Origin of the sequence: Lihuaxuella thermophila (genome assembly GCF_900110165.1) — a bacterium.
Classification (GTDB): Bacteria; Bacillota; Bacilli; order Thermoactinomycetales; family Thermoactinomycetaceae; genus Lihuaxuella; species Lihuaxuella thermophila.
The window spans coordinates 21,077-37,808 of record NZ_FOCQ01000020.1 but is presented as its reverse complement, the minus strand read 5'-3'; the positions used below and the strand labels follow the sequence as shown (position 1 = coordinate 37,808).

Genomic DNA, 16,732 nt, shown 5'->3' with positions numbered 1-16,732 from the left:
GAAACATCGCTATGGCGGGTTTTGCTCCGCGTCCTGGCACAGAGATGGAGAGAGCGGGTTGTTCCATTTATGTGGGTAAACGATTCTGTACCAGCTAAGTATATTTTGCTTCCCAAACCATCAAGATGAGCAGAGCGAGATGTTCAGGAACCTGATTTTCATTTCATATTTCTGATTGTGACTGCACTTTCGAACAGGGCGGCCGATGGTGCTGCGATTCCTGAGAAAGCTAAAGTTTGACAAATTCTTGCAGAACCTGGAAACAGACACAATAATCAGAAAAAAATTCTTCTTGACTTCCTAACCCTCCCCTACTCATCTTGGAAATTATTATACAAAAAAGTCTGAATACAGACAAGAGGTTTGATTTTACTTTTTTATATTTTCATTCACAGCTTGTTAAATTATTTCGCGGTCCACTTAGGCTCACTCTCTGACGGAAATTTTGTCGAACAAGCAGAAATCGGGGAAGATGATGGAATGGGTCAGCCGACAAAATCCCCTCTTCCTGTGTTCAGCGGAAGAGGGTGGTAAGGTTAAGGCTGGATTTGTGGTCAGTCATTGCTTCATGCGGGCTTCGGTCGTTCACCCGGGGTTTTTCCCGGACCCGGGATGGCAGGTTTTTGTTCTGCCGTCGTTCTCCCGAAAAGTGCCAGCATCGGGCAGTAACGGGTAATTCCTTCGGCCACTTTCATCGCAGACATGGCTGCAAACACATAGGGGAAATCTCTGCGCCCGCGGGATGCGCTCCATGCCAAACCCGCCAGGCCGCAACTGATTCGCATGATGGCATCAACGGTCCCTATGTTTTTTTGCAATGGACACAACTCCTTTCCTTAACCGTATAGATAGTATTTGCACCCGAAAACCACTTATACGAAGGAAATTTCTCAGTGGATCGCCCATATTAAAAAAAGGAAGGTGGAATTCATTGAGCATCCTGCAAACAGCGCAAGAACAACAGTTGCTCATGGATGTCGCCATGGGCAGAAAAGCTTCTACAGTGTTCATTCAGGGCGGAGAGGTTCTAAATGTATATACGGGCCGTCTGGAGCGCAAAGATATCGCTTTGGCCGGACGGCGCATCGCCTATGTAGGGGATGCGTCGAATAGCGGACTGAAGATCGATGAGACAACGGAAGTGATCGATGCATCCGGCAGCGTTTTAGTGCCGGGCTATATTGAACCTCATGCCCACCCGTTTCAACTTTATCACCCGGTGACTCTGGGCGAAAAAGCAGCCTCTTTAGGTACGACCACACTGATCCACGATAATCTGTACTTTTTTACGCGGCTAAGCAATGATGAACTGTTTTCGATGATTGAAAGCCTGGAAGATTCCCCTGTCAAGCACTTCTGGTGGGCGCGATTGGATGCGCAGACGGAACTTCCCGAAGAGAGCCGCCACCTGTTTTCATCTGAGAGAGTCGCAGCGTTTTTATCCCACCGGAACGTGCTCCAGGCGGGTGAATTAACCGATTGGCTTCCTCTTTTACGGGAGGACCCGGTGATGAACGGCTGGATGCTTGAAGCGAAAAAACTGGGGAAACGGGTAGAAGGTCACGCTCCGGGTGCTTCGTACCGGACTTTATCCCAGTTGGCCGCGGCAGGGGTGACCGGCGATCATGAGAGCATATCGATCGAAGAAGTATGGAACCGCCTGGAATTGGGGTATATGGTTACATTGCGCCATAGCTCCATTCGCCCGGATTTGCCGGTGCTCATTCAAGGATTGCTGCAAAAAGAACGGGTTCCCTGGCATCGCCTCATGATGACGACGGACGGGGCAACTCCTCTCTTCCTGAAACCGGGATTTACCGACGATCTGATCCGCACGGCGATCGAGAATGGGTGTGATCCCGTACACGCTTATCAGATGGTGACGGTAAATCCCGCTGTATATTACCGTCTGGACGAGCATTTGGGGGGACTGGCTCCCGGGCGTTTGGCCGATATTAATTTCTTATCTTCGCTGGACGAACCGACTCCGGACACCGTTTTTGCCGAAGGAAAGAAAATCGCTGAAAATGGCCGGTTGCTCCAATCTTTTCATCGGCTTGATTGGGGCAAATATGAAAAATTGACCTGGAAAAGCAATCTGCGCCTGGCCCCCGCCGATTTTCGCCTGCCTGAATGGGAGGGGAACTTCCCGGTCATCCAGCTGATAAATCCCGTCATCACCAAATTGACAGAAGAAAATCTCAAACTTTGGGATGATCCGACCGGCTGGAATGACGAGGATGACCGTTTGTTGGTGTTTCTGGCGGACCGGTGCGGGAAATGGATGACGCCAGGGGTCCTGCGGGGGTTTGCCAAAGGGATTGACGGTCTGGCATCCAGTTACAACGGCTCCAATGATTTGCTCATTATCGGGAGAGATCCGGAATCGATGGCAAAAGCGGCCAACCTTGTGATTGACAAGAGAGGGGGCATTGTCTGGGTGCAAGGGGAGTCCGTGTATTTTGACCTTTCCCTTCCAATCGCCGGAATGATGAACGATGATCCGGTGGATCGGCTGATTGAGCAATTGGGCCCATTTGTGGAAAAACTTCGCGCCTTCGGATATCCGTTTTCGGATCCTCTTTATACTTTCCTGTTTTTATCATCCACTCATCTTCCCCAAGTTCGTTTGACGGCGAACGGGCTGATGAGGGTAAAAGATAAAACCATCCTTTATCCTTCCATCCGAAGGGGTTGAAAAGCAGGTGGGGCGGACCTGAAAGGAGCTTGAAAATGAAGCAAATTATCGCCATGGGCGGAGGAGGATTCTCCATGGAGCCGGAGAATCCACTTCTTGACCTGTATATTTTGTCGCAAGCGGAAAAAGAGAGGCCCAGGATTTGTTTGATCCCGACCGCCAGCGGAGATTCAAAAGAATACATAGAGCGGTTTTACCGGTTTTTTGAGAAACAACTCTGCACACCTTCGCATCTTTCCCTGTTTCGTCCCAATGTGACGGACATGGAAGATTTTTTGCTTTCGCAAGATATTCTGTACGTCGGAGGGGGAAATACGCGCAATCTGCTCACCTTGTGGAAGGAATGGGGCGTTGACCGGATCGTTCACCAGGCCTGGGAACAGGGAGTCATCTTGGCGGGAATCAGCGCGGGAGGGATTTGCTGGTTTGAAGAGGGACAGACAGACTCCCATCCAGGGGGGCTCACGGCGATTTCCGCCCTGGGAATGTTGAAGGGGAGCTTTTGTCCGCATTATGACGGGGAAGAAGAGCGAAAGACCCGTCTATCATCATCTACTGTCCACAGGCCAAATAAAAGCGGGAATCGCCTGTGACGACGGGGCCGCCGTCCATTTTGCGGATACGAAGTGCATGAGAGCGGTGAGCTCCAGAAAAGAGGCAAAAGCGTACCGGGTTTGCCAGCGCCAAGGACGGGTGATGGAAGAACCGTTGGGTACTCACTTCCTGGGAACATCATTCCCGGGTCCGATCCGGAGATGAAAGGAGCCATCTCCGGCGGTTCAAACGGAGAGGGGCCATGGCCACCGACCTCCGGCATTGCGTTGTTCTGCCAAAAAACCGTTTTGGGAAGCTTATTAACTTCCCGTAGCGGTCAATGATTTCTTGCCGTTGTTTTTTCCTTTTCCCTGCGGGATACAGAGGGGGGTGCCGAACAGAGGATCCGTCGTAATCAGCGATTTCAAATGGAACACATCCTCAACCATTTGTTCGGTCACGATATCCTCCGGCCGTCCCTGTGCGTAAACCTGTTGATTTTGAATGGCGACGATGTGGTGGGCATATCGGCAGGCCAGATTTAAATCATGCAAAACCATGATGATCGTCCGGCCTTGTTGTACATTTAAATCGTATAAAAGATCCAAAATTTCGATCTGATGCGTAAGATCGAGATAGGTAGTCGGTTCATCAAGCAAAAGGATATCCGTATCCTGGGCCAGGGTCATGGCAATCCACGCGCGTTGCCGTTGTCCGCCTGACAGTGAATCGACCGGATGTTCGGCTAGCGCTGACATCTGTGTCACTTGAAGTGCCCAATTGACTTTGGCTTCATCTTCCACCGACCACTGACGGGTCCATGTCTGATAGGGATAACGCCCTTGTTTGACCAGTTGGAGAACCGTCAGCCCTTCGGGGGCGCTGGGACTCTGCGGAAGGATGGACAGCTGCTTGGCTACTTCCCGTGTGGATTGTTTGGCGATCTCTTTTCCGTTCAACAGGACGCAGCCTTTCCGAGGCTTGAGCAAGCGGGCGAGCGAACGGAGCAGCGTTGATTTTCCGCAGCCGTTGCTGCCGACTAATACGGTGATCTTGCCGTGGGGAATGATGAGATTAAGTTCACGGATGATGGTCGATGAACCGTAGGAAAGAGTCAAATTTTTCGCGGCCAACCCTTTAGACAAGGAAATCGCCTCCATGAAGGAGTATCTGAAAATCGGGATTCTATCAGTTTTCATTCTATGAGAAACATTTTCAGTCGTCAATGGGAATGATTATAATTTTCAAATGGCGTTCCAGGACATTTTTATCCCTATATGACTAAATGAGGAAAATGAAAGAAATGATTGAAGAAGAATTGAAACCATTGTTTTTCAGAAATCGTTCATAAAATGGGGAAGATTTCATCATCTCCCCAGGGATTGGAATGAAAGGAGATGTTGAAAGAAAGAGGAACCACAACCGTCAATCAAGAATAAACACCTGTATTTTGAAAAAAATAAACAAAAGTTCCATTACCCTGGTGATTTCATCCCTTTTCCACGGCTTTGAAGGCAGAAGCCGTTGGTCAGAGCAAGCAAAAGCCAGGCCCAGAGCGGGCTGATGCCATTGTTTAGCAAGAAATGAAATCTTGCTCATCTGTCCATGCACGGCTATAATACATTAGGCATTGTATTTCTTTTGAAAAAGGGAGATAAGTCCTCTTGAAATCCGACATAAATAAAGCTTGGGTTTTACGGTTAACTCAATTTTTATACCTGTCCATCCTGGTTTCACCATTCTTACCTCCCGTTGCATTACTTCTGGTGGGCATGGTGACTCTCTTTATATATAAAGGAAAATGGAGCATAAAGGGATGGCCGGAAGCGATATTCTTTGGCTTTTTATTGTTATCTCTCATCAGCTGGTATTTTAATCCGTCTTGGTTTTACTGGGTTCCCATCGGAATTATTCCCATTCTCACGTTCTGCCTCTTCTACCTTCTAACCTTCTGGGTCAGGCATATTGTCAAGTGGTCATGGCAGGACGTTCAGAAAATGTATCTTCAATTTTGGCTGGGCGGCATTTATGTCGCGGCGATTGTGATTATCCAACAAGTGGACTGGGATGTCCTCAATGAATCATGGTTGGGAATCCTGCTGGATTTCTATAACGATTTTCGCTGGCAATCGGAACGGTCTGTTCGCAGTGTGGGCACATCGGGAAATTCCAACCTGGCAGCCGCCCTGCTCATCTGTTTTGCTCTGCTGTCCATTTACGCTTCGTCAGTCCTGAAAAAAGGCTGGCAAAAAATGGCCGCGCTGGCTCTGTTTTTCGTATTCTGCGCGGCGATATGGTGTACCGGTTCAAGAGGAGCGTGGGTGGGGCTTGTCGTCGGCTTTATCGTACAGGTCTGGATGACTGGTCACCGCAAGCGAACGGTAGGCCTGGTGTTATTTTTGATCAGTGTAGTGGCCGCTTATCCCCAGATTATCCCGCGCAAAGATACATTGGCCTACACGATTAGCGACCGCTTTAAAGTCTGGTCGACCGCTTTCGATATTTTTCGTGAGCATTGGCTGATCGGTACACTGCCCCTTCATTTTGGGCAAATTTTTGCCAAGAAGGCAGGGTTTTACGTTTACCATGCCCATAACGTCATTTTGGGCATTGCCACCGAGTACGGAACGGTCGGACTGATCCTGTTTCTGGCATTGGTGTTTACGACGATCCGCCGGGCGCGCCATTGGCGGAAAACAGCCAACAGCAAGGAAGAAAAGCGGTTGGCGGGTATGCTTATTTCACAGACCATCGCTCTCTTGGGGCATGGGATGTATGATTACCCCATCACTTCTCCCCAGGTCGGCCTATTGTTTATGCTCAGCGTGATCGTAATCCATACACAATACGAGAGACGCTGTCTGACCCGGCCGGAGTGGAGTGAACGGGAGCGGGGAAAAACCGGCAAGGCTTCATACAAATCCGCAACCGCCGCTTACTTTTTGATGAAAAGCGGCTGGCTGAGCACCATTGCCGGGTGGCTGTTGGCATATAAGAAAAGAGCCTAGGATGCATGAAAAGGGAGTTGGGGGATAAAACCCAACTCATTTGTTTTTTATTCCTTCGGTTGACAGAGTATAAAAATGGTTTTTCCCGACGAAGCTGTTACCATCTCTATCATTCTATCTATGAACAGTGGAGGGGTAACAGATGAAGATCAAGCTCCGGCACTTGATTCTCGCTGCCGCTGTGGTGTTCGTGGCCGGATTTCAGCAGGCAAAATCCCTGCATCCTACGGTTGAGGCCAAAGAAAGTGAATATCGGACAGTCACGGTGAAAAAAGGGGATACCGTTTACCGGATCGCCCGAAAATACGGAACCACCGTAAAATCCATCGCCAAACTCAACGGATTGAACAATCCATCCCTGATCCGCGCGGGACAAGTGTTGCGCCTTCCTCTTCCCGCATTCGCCGAACACTTGCATCAAAAGGAAAGGGGTTCCGGCCTGACCGATGCCGTGCCCGTATCCATGGCCATGCCGGTCATGTCGCGCGGGCGTTCGCTCGGTGAATTTACCTTGACTGCCTATACATCAGGTCCGGAATCCACGGGTAAACGGCCGGGAGATGCAGGATATGGAATTACTTCCAGCGGGGGCAAAGCGGTTGAAGGTGTGACCATCGCCGTCGACCCGGCCGTCATTTCGCTTGGGTCCCGCGTCTATATTGAGGGGATCGGCTACCGGGTCGCCCAGGATATAGGATCGGCCATTAAAGGAAAAAAGATTGACCTTTATATGGATGATGTGACTGAAGCCAGAAAGTTCGGCGTCAAGAAAAATATAAAAGTGGAGATCGTGGACTGAGCCTGCCGGGCTCTTTTTTTGTGAATGTGTGCTATGTGGGAAGGGTGTTCCTGTGCTTGTACTTCCGGGGCGGCCGGCCGTGTTGGTCTCCGTGCGACGAGTGACTCTGCCACTGCATCGAAGCGGAGACGGAAACAAATGCCGGAGTGGGCTTTCATCCACGATTGTTTCAGTAGTCCTGTTGGTTTTTGTTTAAAATAGGAAAAAGGGAGAGAGGTGAAACAGGTTGTTGGAATTTATGATCGAATGCAATTACCCTTACTCATTCCCAAAGACGACCAAACGCCTTCGTTACTTTGAAAAGAGCATGTATGTTTATCAAGACGGGATGTTTACGCGAACACTGAGGGGTAAAAAGGGGCCGCTTGTGGTCTCCGTTTCGGAATCCCGGACACCGTCGGTTCTCCTGGTGAAGGTTGAAGGAGATCTGGCTGAAGGGGAGGAGGAACAATTAAAGGCAACGATGCGTCATATGTTTTCCACGGAAGTGGATTTAACCCCTTTTTACCGCCAGTGGCAGGAGGACAGCTTGATGGGACGGGTGGTTCGTGAACGGGAAGGGATGCACATCGTATTGGACCCGACCGTTTATGAATGTTTGATCAAGACCATTGTGGGTCAGCAGCTCAATATTTCTTTTGCCGCCACTCTGCTGAAGCGGTTGATTCAATTGGCCGGAGAAGCCGTAGAATTTCAGGGTGGGACGCTGCCTGTGTTTCCTTCCCCGGAACAGGTGGCACGACTCAATTACGAAGATTTGCAGCAGTTGCAATTTAACCGGCGGAAAGCGGAATATATCATTGATATTTCCCGACAGGTGGCTGAAGGGAAATTAGATTTGGACGCACTGTCTTCCTTATCCGACGAACAGATCGCTGAGACGCTGTTGCCTTTGAGGGGAGTGGGGCGGTGGACGGTGGAATGTGTCATGCTGTTCGGCCTGGGAAGGCCTGACCTCCTGCCGGCAGCGGATATCGGGCTGCGCAACGCCGTCCGTCGGGTATACGGCCTGGATGAACAGCCCTCCGAACAAGAGGTGCGCCGGATCGGGGAGGCGTGGGCCCCGTATCGCAGTTATGCCACCTTTTATCTCTGGGATACGCTGAGTCAGCACGGGTGAATTCGTTTATTCTTGCAAAATATGTTATGATCGTTCTGGAAAAGCATATGGTAACGTGAAAGGGGATCGAGATACCTTGGCCAAAAAGAAGAAAAAAGAACCGCGAATCGCGGCGGTGGATCCCGTAACTGTATTGGTGCGTGACTTAAAGAGCACGGTGTTGTGGATTGGAATCGCTATTGGAGTAGTCGCCGTCCTTGCCGTGATTCAACGAACCGTTTTTTGAGAGGTCCGGCAATAAAAAACGGTCATGGCCCTGATCGCCATGACCGTTTTTTATTGCCGGACAGACTCTTTTTCTGCCTTCATCTGATGTATTTCGGAAGGATGGTATACCACACTTCTCGGATAGGCAATCTCGATCCCGTTGCGATGGAGGGCAAGCACCGCTTCTTTCCGCATCTCTCTTTCCAGTCTCCAATATTCGTCCGGTTCGCTTAAGGCGGTGATCGTAAACTCCACCCCGGTCTGATCAATTCTGGTAATTCCCATCACTTCGGGATTTTCAATCAAAAACGGGGCGTATTTCTTGCCGATGCTCTCACATACTTCCTCCAATGCTTTGTTCACCACATCGAGATCGGATTCGTATGGAACGGTTACGGCAACGATGGCCCTCATCTTTTCCCGGTTATAGTTGGTCACCTGTGTGATATTGCCGTTGGCCAGATAATGGAGCCGTTGGTTAAACTCGCGGATTTTCGTTACGCGCAGTCCGACTTCTTCGACGGTTCCATTGATTTGGCCGTTAATCTGCACGATATCGCCCACTTCCAGTTGCCCTTCAAAAATGAGAAAGAAACCGGTGATGACATCCCGAACCAGGTTTTGTGCGCCAAAACCGATCGCCAAACCTAAAATTCCCGCTCCCGCCAATACCGGCATCGGATCGAAGCCCATATTGATCAAAATTGTAAGAACGGAGATGAAATAAATGGAATAACGCAGGATCGATTTGATCAACTTGCGCAAGGTCAGGGCTTTCTTACTTTCCATCCGGCTTAAAGCGAATATTTTATCGATCGCCCCGTCAAGAAAGCGGAGAGCGATGATCGTCAATATGATGATGAGCAGCAATTGACCGATCGGGATCAGCAGATGGGAGACCGGATCTTGGATCACTTTCGCGAAAAACGATTTCGTTTCCACAGCCACTTTTCCGATCGTCGGTGCAGCGAAACTCGTGAATGGCATGATGTTTTCATCACGCAGGAACAATATCGTCACCCCCTACTAACCATTTTATGATAACAGATGTTTGACCCGTTTTTCTAACTGATCTTCACTCATCCAGCCGACAAAAGAGTGAAAAGGTTGGTAATCCCGGTCCAGGAGGGCCACTGCGACGAAGGGAAAATGTTTTTTATAATGATATCGCACGTCCAGCCATCTGACTTCGTATCCGAAGGGGCGGCAGTATACCAGCGGGTATCCGTAAGAAGTAAACGCGAGAAAGGCGCGAATCGGGTCCGCTTTTTTGGAATGGATCGCCGCCGGGTGATTTAAATCTTTGGTGGATAATTGTCCCGTCCAATAAAGCTGGTCTTTTCGGATTTCGCCCATTTTGACCAGATCAGGCTGTTCCACGATCATATTCCACACATTCCATTTGATCGACGGGGTGACCGTGTACCGGCCCGGCTCGTTTACTTGCTTTTTCAGCCATATGACCAGCTTGTGATGCACCCAGGTTCGCCATGCCACATATGCGATCAGCACGAGATAAACGACGGCAAAAATATAGCCCGGGTTTACCGCGAGTGACCACCAGAGAACAAAACCGGCCAAGTGAATGATGAAGATAAATGGATCAAATATATTGAGGACGTCCCATGAAATCCACCTGTTGGAAATGGGGCGCAGCGCTTGGGTTCCGTATGTATTAAAAAGATCGATAAATACGTGGATAAATACAGCGAGAAAAGCCCAAAACCAAAGATGGAGGTGATGGGTCGCCGGAAAGAAAAGGGAAAGCGATAGCGTGATCAAGGTTGGCCAGACAAGCAGCATGGGAAGAGAATGGGTCCATCCGCGATGGTTACGGATATAGGAGGCGTTTCCGCGAATACGGTACAGGATGTCCGAGTCGGGAATCTGAGATCCGATCACGGTTGCCAATAAAACGGCTTGGGCTCCCTCTTGATGGGCGGTAACGGCGGGGTCCAAATGGGCCAAGCCGAACAGTCCGAGTCCCATCACGAAATGTGTGCTTGTATCCATAGCGATCCTCCTCAAAAATGTCATTCTCTATTATCTTCCGCAGAACATTTTATAAGCAATCAGGAACTATGCAAAGAATGATGGAGAATTTTTGTTAACGGTTCTATGTTCCATTTGCTAAGATAAAGATAAGGGGTTGAATGTATGAGACAACTTGCATACACCGTTTTTATCGAATACCAGGTTCTGCCTGAACAGTGGGAAAAATTTCTCTCTCAGGTTCCGGTGATCCGGGAAACGACCCGGTCTTCCGCCGGGATTCTATCCCACTCGTTTTTGACCGGATCGGAACAGCCCTTTCTCGTTGTCGAGATCCTTCAAGTTGCCGATTGGAATGATTACCTGCGAATTCGGGAACTTCGGGAACACGGAGGCTGCTGTGAATGGGAGTCTTTGATCAAAGGAGGAAGATCCGGAATTCGAATTTGGGCATTTGAACCTATTGTACAACAATCATCCCCAACATAAAGAAGGCTGGTAAAAAAGTGTTCACCAGCGATAAATCCCGTTGGATCGTACCGGTGGTATGGCTTTTGCTGCTTGGAATCGTGAACAGCTTCTTTATGATTTCGGGAAATCCATCCTCTTGGCCTCCTCTCCCTTCTCCCGGCTTGGAAATGGGTGTCGACCAATTCGTTCCCATCCATGAACAGGATCATCAATACTTTTTTCTGATCTCACAAGCGGCGAATCGATCCCTTTGGTCATTTGATCTCCGTACAGGTCAATTGCATCCTGTGCCGGTCTCGCTGACTCAAGCGGAAAAACGACAGCCGCGAGACACGCTTCAATCCTTGTTGCTTCAGCGGGCAGCCGGAGGCACAGGTGAACTGAACAGACAGATCCTGTCACTTTCACCAGATCGAAGCGCTTATGTATGGGCAGGAAAAAACACGAAAAACCAATGGTCTCTCTACCTGTATAAAACGGGTCAAGCACAAAATGTTCCGCTCACGGATCAGGTAGAACCCGAAGCCCTGTCTTCTTCCACATTCATCCAGTGGTCGGCGGATCAAAAATATTTGCTGGTGAATGGACAGAGGGTGATTCGCCTCCCCGATGGATGGACTTCATTCCTCCTCAACGGATCTCGCGGTGTGTGGTCACCGAGAAGATCGGACCTGCTCTATGTGGATCAAGAAGGGAAGTTGCAGCTGTTCAATCCGGATTCGGGGGAACAGCATACCATGTATGTGACCGGAAAAGATGAGACGGTCATGGGACATCCCGTTTGGGACCCGGATGGCTATTATTTTTCGTTTGTGACGCGGGTCCGAATGGGAGAAAAATGCCTGCAAAGAATCCACGTCATGGACACCCGGTTGTTTCATTACGTGGAACAAGAAATCACAGCCAAACCGGAGCTGGTAAGCTCTCTGACGTTAAGTAAAAACGGAAAGTTTTTAACTTATATCCTGGATGGCCGTTTAAAAATTGTTAACTTAGATACCCAGGAGTCGAGGGTGTATGATGGATTTGTCCGGAAACAGACGAAAGGGCTTCCGTATTTCTGCCCGGATCTGAACGGAATCTGGCTGGTGCGGAATCACCGGATATTATTCGTGAGCGATCAATTCGAAGAACGGGAAGTCTACAAAACCTCCCGGCAACTGCTCGGTTTCCGTTTAACGTATGACAGAAAGAGAGCCATCGTGCACGAATCCGACTCGCGGGGACAATGGATCCGCCTCGTTCATCTCCCGCCTCAACTACAATCAGATGCAGCAGAATAGGAGGAAAAATATGTTGCCTTCCCCGGAAACGGCAGAAGTCATCCGGCGCGAGCTCTTGGATTGGTACCGGAAAAACCGCCGTGATCTCCCATGGAGAAAAAATAAGGATCCTTATCGGATCTGGTTATCCGAAATTATGTTGCAACAAACCCGTGTGGATACGGTTATTCCCTATTACGAACGGTTCATGGAGCAGTTCCCGACACTGGAGGATTTGGCCAACGCTACAGATGATCAAGTCGTCAAGGCATGGGAGGGGCTTGGTTACTATTCCCGAGCCCGCAATCTTCACTCCGCCGTCAAAGAAGTTGTGGCCAATTATGGCGGAAGAGTCCCGAGTGAACCGGAAACCATCGCCAAACTGAAAGGGATTGGCCCTTATACAAAAGGTGCGATTCTCAGTATTGCCTACGATAAAAAAGTCCCTGCCGTCGACGGGAATGTGATGCGTGTCTTTTCAAGACTTTTTGCGATCACAGATGACATCGCCAAACAGTCAACGCGCAAAAAAATGGAACGAATCGCCGAAGCCCTGATTCCGGATTCTGCTCCCGGCGATTTTAACCAGGCGCTGATGGAATTGGGAGCGTTGATCTGCACTCCGGGGTCCCCGCAATGTTTATTTTGTCCTGTTCAGTCGGTATGTCATGCATATCGTGAAGGGCTTGAGCATGAACTTCCTCGCAAGAAAAAGCAAAAACCGCCGGAGCCGGTGGATGTGATCTTTGCCTGGCTCATCTGTGCGGGAAGGGTGTTGGTTGAAAAGCGTCCTGAAACGGGCTTACTGGCCGGTATGTGGGGGCTGCCTACATTTGAGCAAGTCCCTGGAGAAACGCTTGAGCAAACGATGGAAAATTTTTGTGACAAAAAAGGAGTCCCGGCTTCGAATTATCAAGTAAAGGGCCGATTAGAGCATATCTTCAGCCATCGGCATTGGAAGGTGGTGATGATTCAGGCAGAGGTATCGGAGCCCGATTTTCCGCTACCCGAAAACTGGGAATGGGTGAAAAAGGAAGATCTCCGCTTAAGAGCGTTTCCCAATGTCTACCGTAAAGCTTTAAAACAACTTATATAAAAAATCGGACTTTTTATCCGGTTCTTTTGTATACAAAAAATGCCGTCCATTTCACGATCTTCTGAATTACCGATTTTTTAACACAAGAGGAGAGAGACGGGTGGAAGACAAAAAAATAAATGCTGGGGGCCATACACCTGAAGAAAAACCGCAATCCGGGGAACATCATTCATCCGAATCCAACGAATTAAAGAACGAAAGCCCTGTGAAAGAAGATGCCGGATCGCAGGAGGAGAGGGGCGAGCGGGTCTCTGCTGCTGAAAACGAGGAAAGCAATAAGCAGGAAGAAGATCCGGCATCAGCAACCGGGAATGAGAATCAACAGCCGGAGCCAAAGGAGTTCATTCATTCTGTAGAGGATCGTCTTTTCAATACTGTGGAAATGAAATCGCTGGATGAGTGGAACACAAAAGACAAAGACCAGGCAAGCGAAGCGGAATCGCCCAACGACGGGCCCGCCCAAGAGGGGAAGAAGATGGAAGGAAAAGAGGCCGCAGAAAACCCGCCCTCTGTTTCTTCCGCTCAGGATCGTCCGTCATCAAAGCCGGCGGGGTTACAGGCGTTCAGCAAGAAGGAAGAGGAGTCCCGAAAAGAGGAAACGATGGGGCAACTCCGCTTACCGGGAATCAATCAAAAGAAAGTATGGGCAGTGGCTGTCGCTGTTTTATTGATTCTGCTCGGCACGCTGGGTGTGGGAGCTTACGCGTTTGATGCGTTCGATTCCAACGCAAATGCGCCGAGTGCCCAGGCTCCGGCAAAACCCAAACCACAGCCGGCCAAGTTGCAGCTTTATCTGGAGGACGAAAAGTTTGAGCTGGACTTGAGAACGATCGGGTACAACGGAGAAGATCCCTCCACCATTGATGAAGCAAAACTGCGCGACTGGCTGCAAGACGTAAATATGAAGGTGTATCAACCCGCGCAAAATGCCAAGATGAGAAGATGGGGAGAGGAGATCACACCGGAAAAACCCGGACGGAAAATGGATGTGAAAGCGGTGGAAGCGTGGTTAACCAGCTTGAAACCGCTGATCAACAAGCCACAGGAAATCCCGATGATTTCCGTCGAACCGCTGGTCACTGCTGAAGATTTAAGGCAAGTCAACGGGAAGTTAATCGGGGATTACCGCACCAAATTTGACGGCAGCAATGTAAACCGGACCACCAACATCCGCCTGGCATCCAAGGCGATCAACGGTTTGATCCTGATGCCCGGAGAAAAGTTCTCATTCAACCAGATCGTCGGCCCGCGTACGGCAGCCAGGGGTTATAAAAAAGCAGCCGTCATTGTCAAAGGGGAATTTAGCGAAGGAATAGGCGGCGGAATTTGCCAGGTATCTTCAACGCTTTTTAACAGTGTGGATGAAGCGGGCCTTCGAATCGTAGCCCGGTACCATCACAGCGCGGAAGTCACTTATGTTCCGCCCGGACGCGACGCCACGGTCTCCTGGGGAGGTCCTGATTTTAAATTCCGGAACAACTTGAATAAACCGGTGCTGATTAAGATCAAGGTGGGAGCTAACTCCATCACGGTCTATACCTATACGGTTCCGGGGGCGAAAGTTCACACGAAAAAGGTGGAAGATGCGCCTGAATCCTTCAAGACCATTCAAGTAGACCCTGACAAGCCGACCGATCAATTGCCCAAAACGAATAACTGAAATGAAAATAAAATCGTCCATGTGTGTGGACGATTTTTCTGTTTCGGTTACTCTAAAGAGGGAGAATCCAATTGCAAACGCGGATCGTCCAGGGCGGCGAGACCGCCTCTGCGCTCGATTTCCCGGATCAATTGATGGTGCAGGCTGATTCCCTGCTGGTTCATGAAAGGTGACATTTGTGCCATGATAGAATGATGATAAGACAATTCTTGCAGATCCCATTCAGATAAAGGGACCATGGTGAGCTCTTCCAAAATGCGGCCAGTATACACTTTACATCACTCCTCGGTTTCAGTATGAGACAAAGCGCAAAAAAAATACTCCGTGAATAGAGGTTTCTACCATGCCATTACTGTTACAGCAAATCCCGTTTGGGATCGATCCCGAAAAGGTGTTTACCCATTGCTATAAAGATCAGCCCTATGCCTTCTGGTTGGATGGAAACCGGATCATCCCCGGATTGAGTCGCTATTCCTTCATGGGTGCGAACCCGCGGTTTCTCGTTTCTACCCGTAAGGGAAAAACGGAAATCGTGTATCCAACGCATACGGACCTCACGGATCGAAATCCTTTTGACGTTGTGCGGCAAATCTTGGATGATTACCCGCTTCCTCCTTCCCTTCATCAAAGCATCCCGTTTGTCGCCGGGCTGGTCGGTTATTTTGGGTACGAAATGAATCAATATGTGGAAGCCGTTCCGGTCCGTTCATTCGACCCCACGGAAGCCCCGGAAGCTTTCTGGATGTTTGTCGATCAGGTTCTCATTTACGACCAAGTGGAGAAAAAAGCTTATTTGAGCCGTTTGGTTGCCGATTCCTCAGAACTGGACTCAGCACGGGCGGAATGCGAAAAACGTTTGCGGCAAATCTCTGAGGCGTCAGCTCTTTCCATTCCGGAACCCGATCTTGCGCCGGTGGACTTGCCGTCATATCAACATTGGTTTGAGCAGCGGGAAACCTATGCCTCCTATATATCAAAAATAAAAGAGATCCAGGAGCATATCGCCAGGGGAGATATCTACCAGGCCTGCTTCACCCATCAAATAACCGCATCCCTTGGCCAAGATCCGTTTGAATTGTACCGCGTCCTGCGCCGGATCAATCCCGCTCCTTTTTCCGGCTATGTGCGGATGAAAGATCTCCATATCGTTTCTTCGTCTCCCGAACGCTTTTTAAAATGCAGCGCCGGGGGAATCGTGGAAAGCAGGCCCATTAAGGGAACACGCCCGCGATCAGCCTCGGCGGACGAGGACCAGCAGCTGAGGAGGGAACTGCAAACGAGTGAAAAAGATCGGGCGGAAAACCTCATGATCGTAGATCTTGTTCGCAATGATTTGGGGCGTGTTTGTGAAACGGGACACGTCCGGGTGCCTGCGCTGATGCGGGTGGAAAGCTATGCGACCGTTCATCAGCTGGTGTCGATTGTGGAAGGGGAGCTCAGATCCGGCCAGAGACCTCTGGATGCGGTCAAGGCGGCGTTCCCCGGCGGATCGATGACAGGAGCCCCCAAAATACGCGCGATGGAGATTCTTCATGGCTTGGAGCCGGTCGCCAGAGGAATTTACTCGGGAGGATTGGGTTATTTGGACTTAAGAGGCGGATTGGATCTCTCCATGGTGATCCGCACCTTGATCTGCCGCGGAGGAAAAGCTTATTTTCACGTAGGCGGGGGGATTGTCGCCGATTCGGATCCCGAAAAAGAATACCAGGAGACAATGGACAAAGCTTTTGCCTTAAAACAGGCGATTGTCCGGGCCCATTTGCAAGCGTCAAGCGTTCCCCGCACATGAGGAAACGGGATCCATTCAGGTTAAAGCCTCCGCTTGATCCAATATAAAAAACCTAGCTGATCCGGAGAGGATCGCTAGGTTGGCCAAACGCATCCC

15 protein-coding genes and 1 pseudogene are annotated in these 16,732 nt (G+C 49.8%); 11 read left to right on the top strand and 5 right to left on the bottom strand.

Translation table 11 applies throughout. From position 1 onward, the window contains the following. Positions 1-566 precede the first annotated feature (566 nt). Complete coding sequence (locus BMW55_RS17470; RefSeq protein ID WP_089972778.1) at positions 567-818, bottom strand: YgaP family membrane protein; 252 nt, start codon at positions 816-818, stop codon at positions 567-569. Positions 819-931: 113 nt separating this feature from the next. Between BMW55_RS17470 and BMW55_RS17465 the strand changes: the two genes are divergently transcribed. Then, entirely contained in the window at positions 932-2,698 is a 1,767-nt protein-coding gene (locus BMW55_RS17465) for an adenine deaminase C-terminal domain-containing protein (protein WP_170840011.1), read from the top strand. Positions 2,699-2,733: 35 nt separating this feature from the next. Continuing rightward, positions 2,734-3,457, top strand: a pseudogene (locus tag BMW55_RS17460) (Type 1 glutamine amidotransferase-like domain-containing protein). A gap of 95 nt (positions 3,458-3,552) precedes the next feature. On the opposite strand, the gene BMW55_RS17455 reads toward BMW55_RS17460, so the two are convergent. Continuing rightward, a complete protein-coding gene (locus BMW55_RS17455; protein WP_170840010.1) occupies positions 3,553-4,377 on the bottom strand; it encodes an ABC transporter ATP-binding protein in 825 nt (274 codons plus the stop codon). Between the two features lie 519 nt (positions 4,378-4,896). Here BMW55_RS17455 and BMW55_RS17450 point away from each other — a divergent pair. The 4 genes from BMW55_RS17450 (at position 4,897) to BMW55_RS19565 (ending at position 8,385) form a co-directional block, all read left to right on the top strand. Next, complete coding sequence (locus tag BMW55_RS17450) at positions 4,897-6,240, top strand: O-antigen ligase family protein (RefSeq protein WP_089972766.1); 1,344 nt, start codon at positions 4,897-4,899, stop codon at positions 6,238-6,240. 142 nt (positions 6,241-6,382) lie between these two features. Then, positions 6,383-7,039, top strand: coding sequence for a LysM peptidoglycan-binding domain-containing protein (locus tag BMW55_RS17445; protein WP_089972761.1), 657 nt, complete (start codon positions 6,383-6,385; stop codon positions 7,037-7,039). Positions 7,040-7,277: 238 nt separating this feature from the next. Continuing rightward, a complete protein-coding gene (locus BMW55_RS17440; RefSeq protein ID WP_244527621.1) occupies positions 7,278-8,159 on the top strand; it encodes a DNA-3-methyladenine glycosylase family protein in 882 nt (293 codons plus the stop codon). Between the two features lie 76 nt (positions 8,160-8,235). Next, positions 8,236-8,385 carry a hypothetical protein gene (locus BMW55_RS19565; RefSeq protein WP_170840009.1) on the top strand — a complete coding sequence of 50 codons (150 nt, stop codon included), beginning with the start codon at positions 8,236-8,238 and terminating at the stop codon, positions 8,383-8,385. 50 nt (positions 8,386-8,435) lie between these two features. On the opposite strand, the gene BMW55_RS17435 is transcribed toward BMW55_RS19565, so the two are convergent. Together BMW55_RS17435 and BMW55_RS17430 are read right to left on the bottom strand one after the other, a co-directional pair. Further along, positions 8,436-9,377: a mechanosensitive ion channel family protein gene (locus BMW55_RS17435; protein ID WP_089972754.1), complete on the bottom strand. Its 942-nt coding sequence runs from the start codon at positions 9,375-9,377 to the stop codon at positions 8,436-8,438. Positions 9,378-9,401: 24 nt separating this feature from the next. After that, the gene (locus BMW55_RS17430; protein WP_170840008.1) at positions 9,402-10,379 is read right to left on the bottom strand and encodes a metal-dependent hydrolase; all 978 of its coding nucleotides are present in this window, start codon (positions 10,377-10,379) and stop codon (positions 9,402-9,404) included. Positions 10,380-10,523: 144 nt separating this feature from the next. On the opposite strand from BMW55_RS17430, the gene BMW55_RS17425 reads away from it, so the two are divergent. The 4 genes from BMW55_RS17425 (at position 10,524) to BMW55_RS19760 (ending at position 14,847) form a co-directional block, all read left to right on the top strand. Next, on the top strand, positions 10,524-10,847 hold the full coding sequence (locus BMW55_RS17425; protein ID WP_089972748.1) for an MFS transporter: 324 nt from the start codon (positions 10,524-10,526) through the stop codon (positions 10,845-10,847). A 17-nt stretch (positions 10,848-10,864) separates the two neighbouring features. Further along, on the top strand, positions 10,865-12,112 hold the full coding sequence (locus tag BMW55_RS17420; protein WP_089972744.1) for a TolB-like translocation protein: 1,248 nt from the start codon (positions 10,865-10,867) through the stop codon (positions 12,110-12,112). 10 nt (positions 12,113-12,122) lie between these two features. After that, positions 12,123-13,187, top strand: a complete 1,065-nt coding sequence (mutY, locus tag BMW55_RS17415) for an A/G-specific adenine glycosylase (protein WP_244527619.1) — start codon at positions 12,123-12,125, stop codon at positions 13,185-13,187. 100 nt (positions 13,188-13,287) lie between these two features. Continuing rightward, positions 13,288-14,847: a VanW family protein gene (locus tag BMW55_RS19760; protein ID WP_244527618.1), complete on the top strand. Its 1,560-nt coding sequence runs from the start codon at positions 13,288-13,290 to the stop codon at positions 14,845-14,847. A gap of 47 nt (positions 14,848-14,894) precedes the next feature. On the opposite strand, the gene BMW55_RS17405 is transcribed toward BMW55_RS19760, so the two are convergent. Continuing rightward, complete coding sequence (locus tag BMW55_RS17405) at positions 14,895-15,119, bottom strand: hypothetical protein (protein ID WP_244527617.1); 225 nt, start codon at positions 15,117-15,119, stop codon at positions 14,895-14,897. Positions 15,120-15,190: 71 nt separating this feature from the next. Between BMW55_RS17405 and pabB the strand changes: the two genes are divergently transcribed. Continuing rightward, positions 15,191-16,636 (top strand): aminodeoxychorismate synthase component I, encoded by a 1,446-nt coding sequence (gene pabB / locus BMW55_RS17400; protein ID WP_089972739.1) that lies wholly within the window; start codon positions 15,191-15,193, stop codon positions 16,634-16,636. The last annotated feature ends 96 nt before the right edge of the window (positions 16,637-16,732 follow it).

Excerpts from the sequence above, each read along its gene's own strand:
- BMW55_RS17445 (WP_089972761.1), top strand. The coding sequence starts at position 6,383 with ATGAAGATCAAGCTCCGGCACTTGATTCTCGCTGCCGCTGTGGTGTTC.
- pabB (WP_089972739.1), top strand. The coding sequence starts at position 15,191 with ATGCCATTACTGTTACAGCAAATCCCGTTTGGGATCGATCCCGAAAAG.
- BMW55_RS17430 (WP_170840008.1), bottom strand. The coding sequence starts at position 10,379 with ATGGATACAAGCACACATTTCGTGATGGGACTCGGACTGTTCGGCTTG.
- mutY (WP_244527619.1), top strand. The coding sequence starts at position 12,123 with ATGTTGCCTTCCCCGGAAACGGCAGAAGTCATCCGGCGCGAGCTCTTG.
- BMW55_RS17425 (WP_089972748.1), top strand. The coding sequence starts at position 10,524 with ATGAGACAACTTGCATACACCGTTTTTATCGAATACCAGGTTCTGCCT.
- BMW55_RS17440 (WP_244527621.1), top strand. The coding sequence starts at position 7,278 with ATGATCGAATGCAATTACCCTTACTCATTCCCAAAGACGACCAAACGC.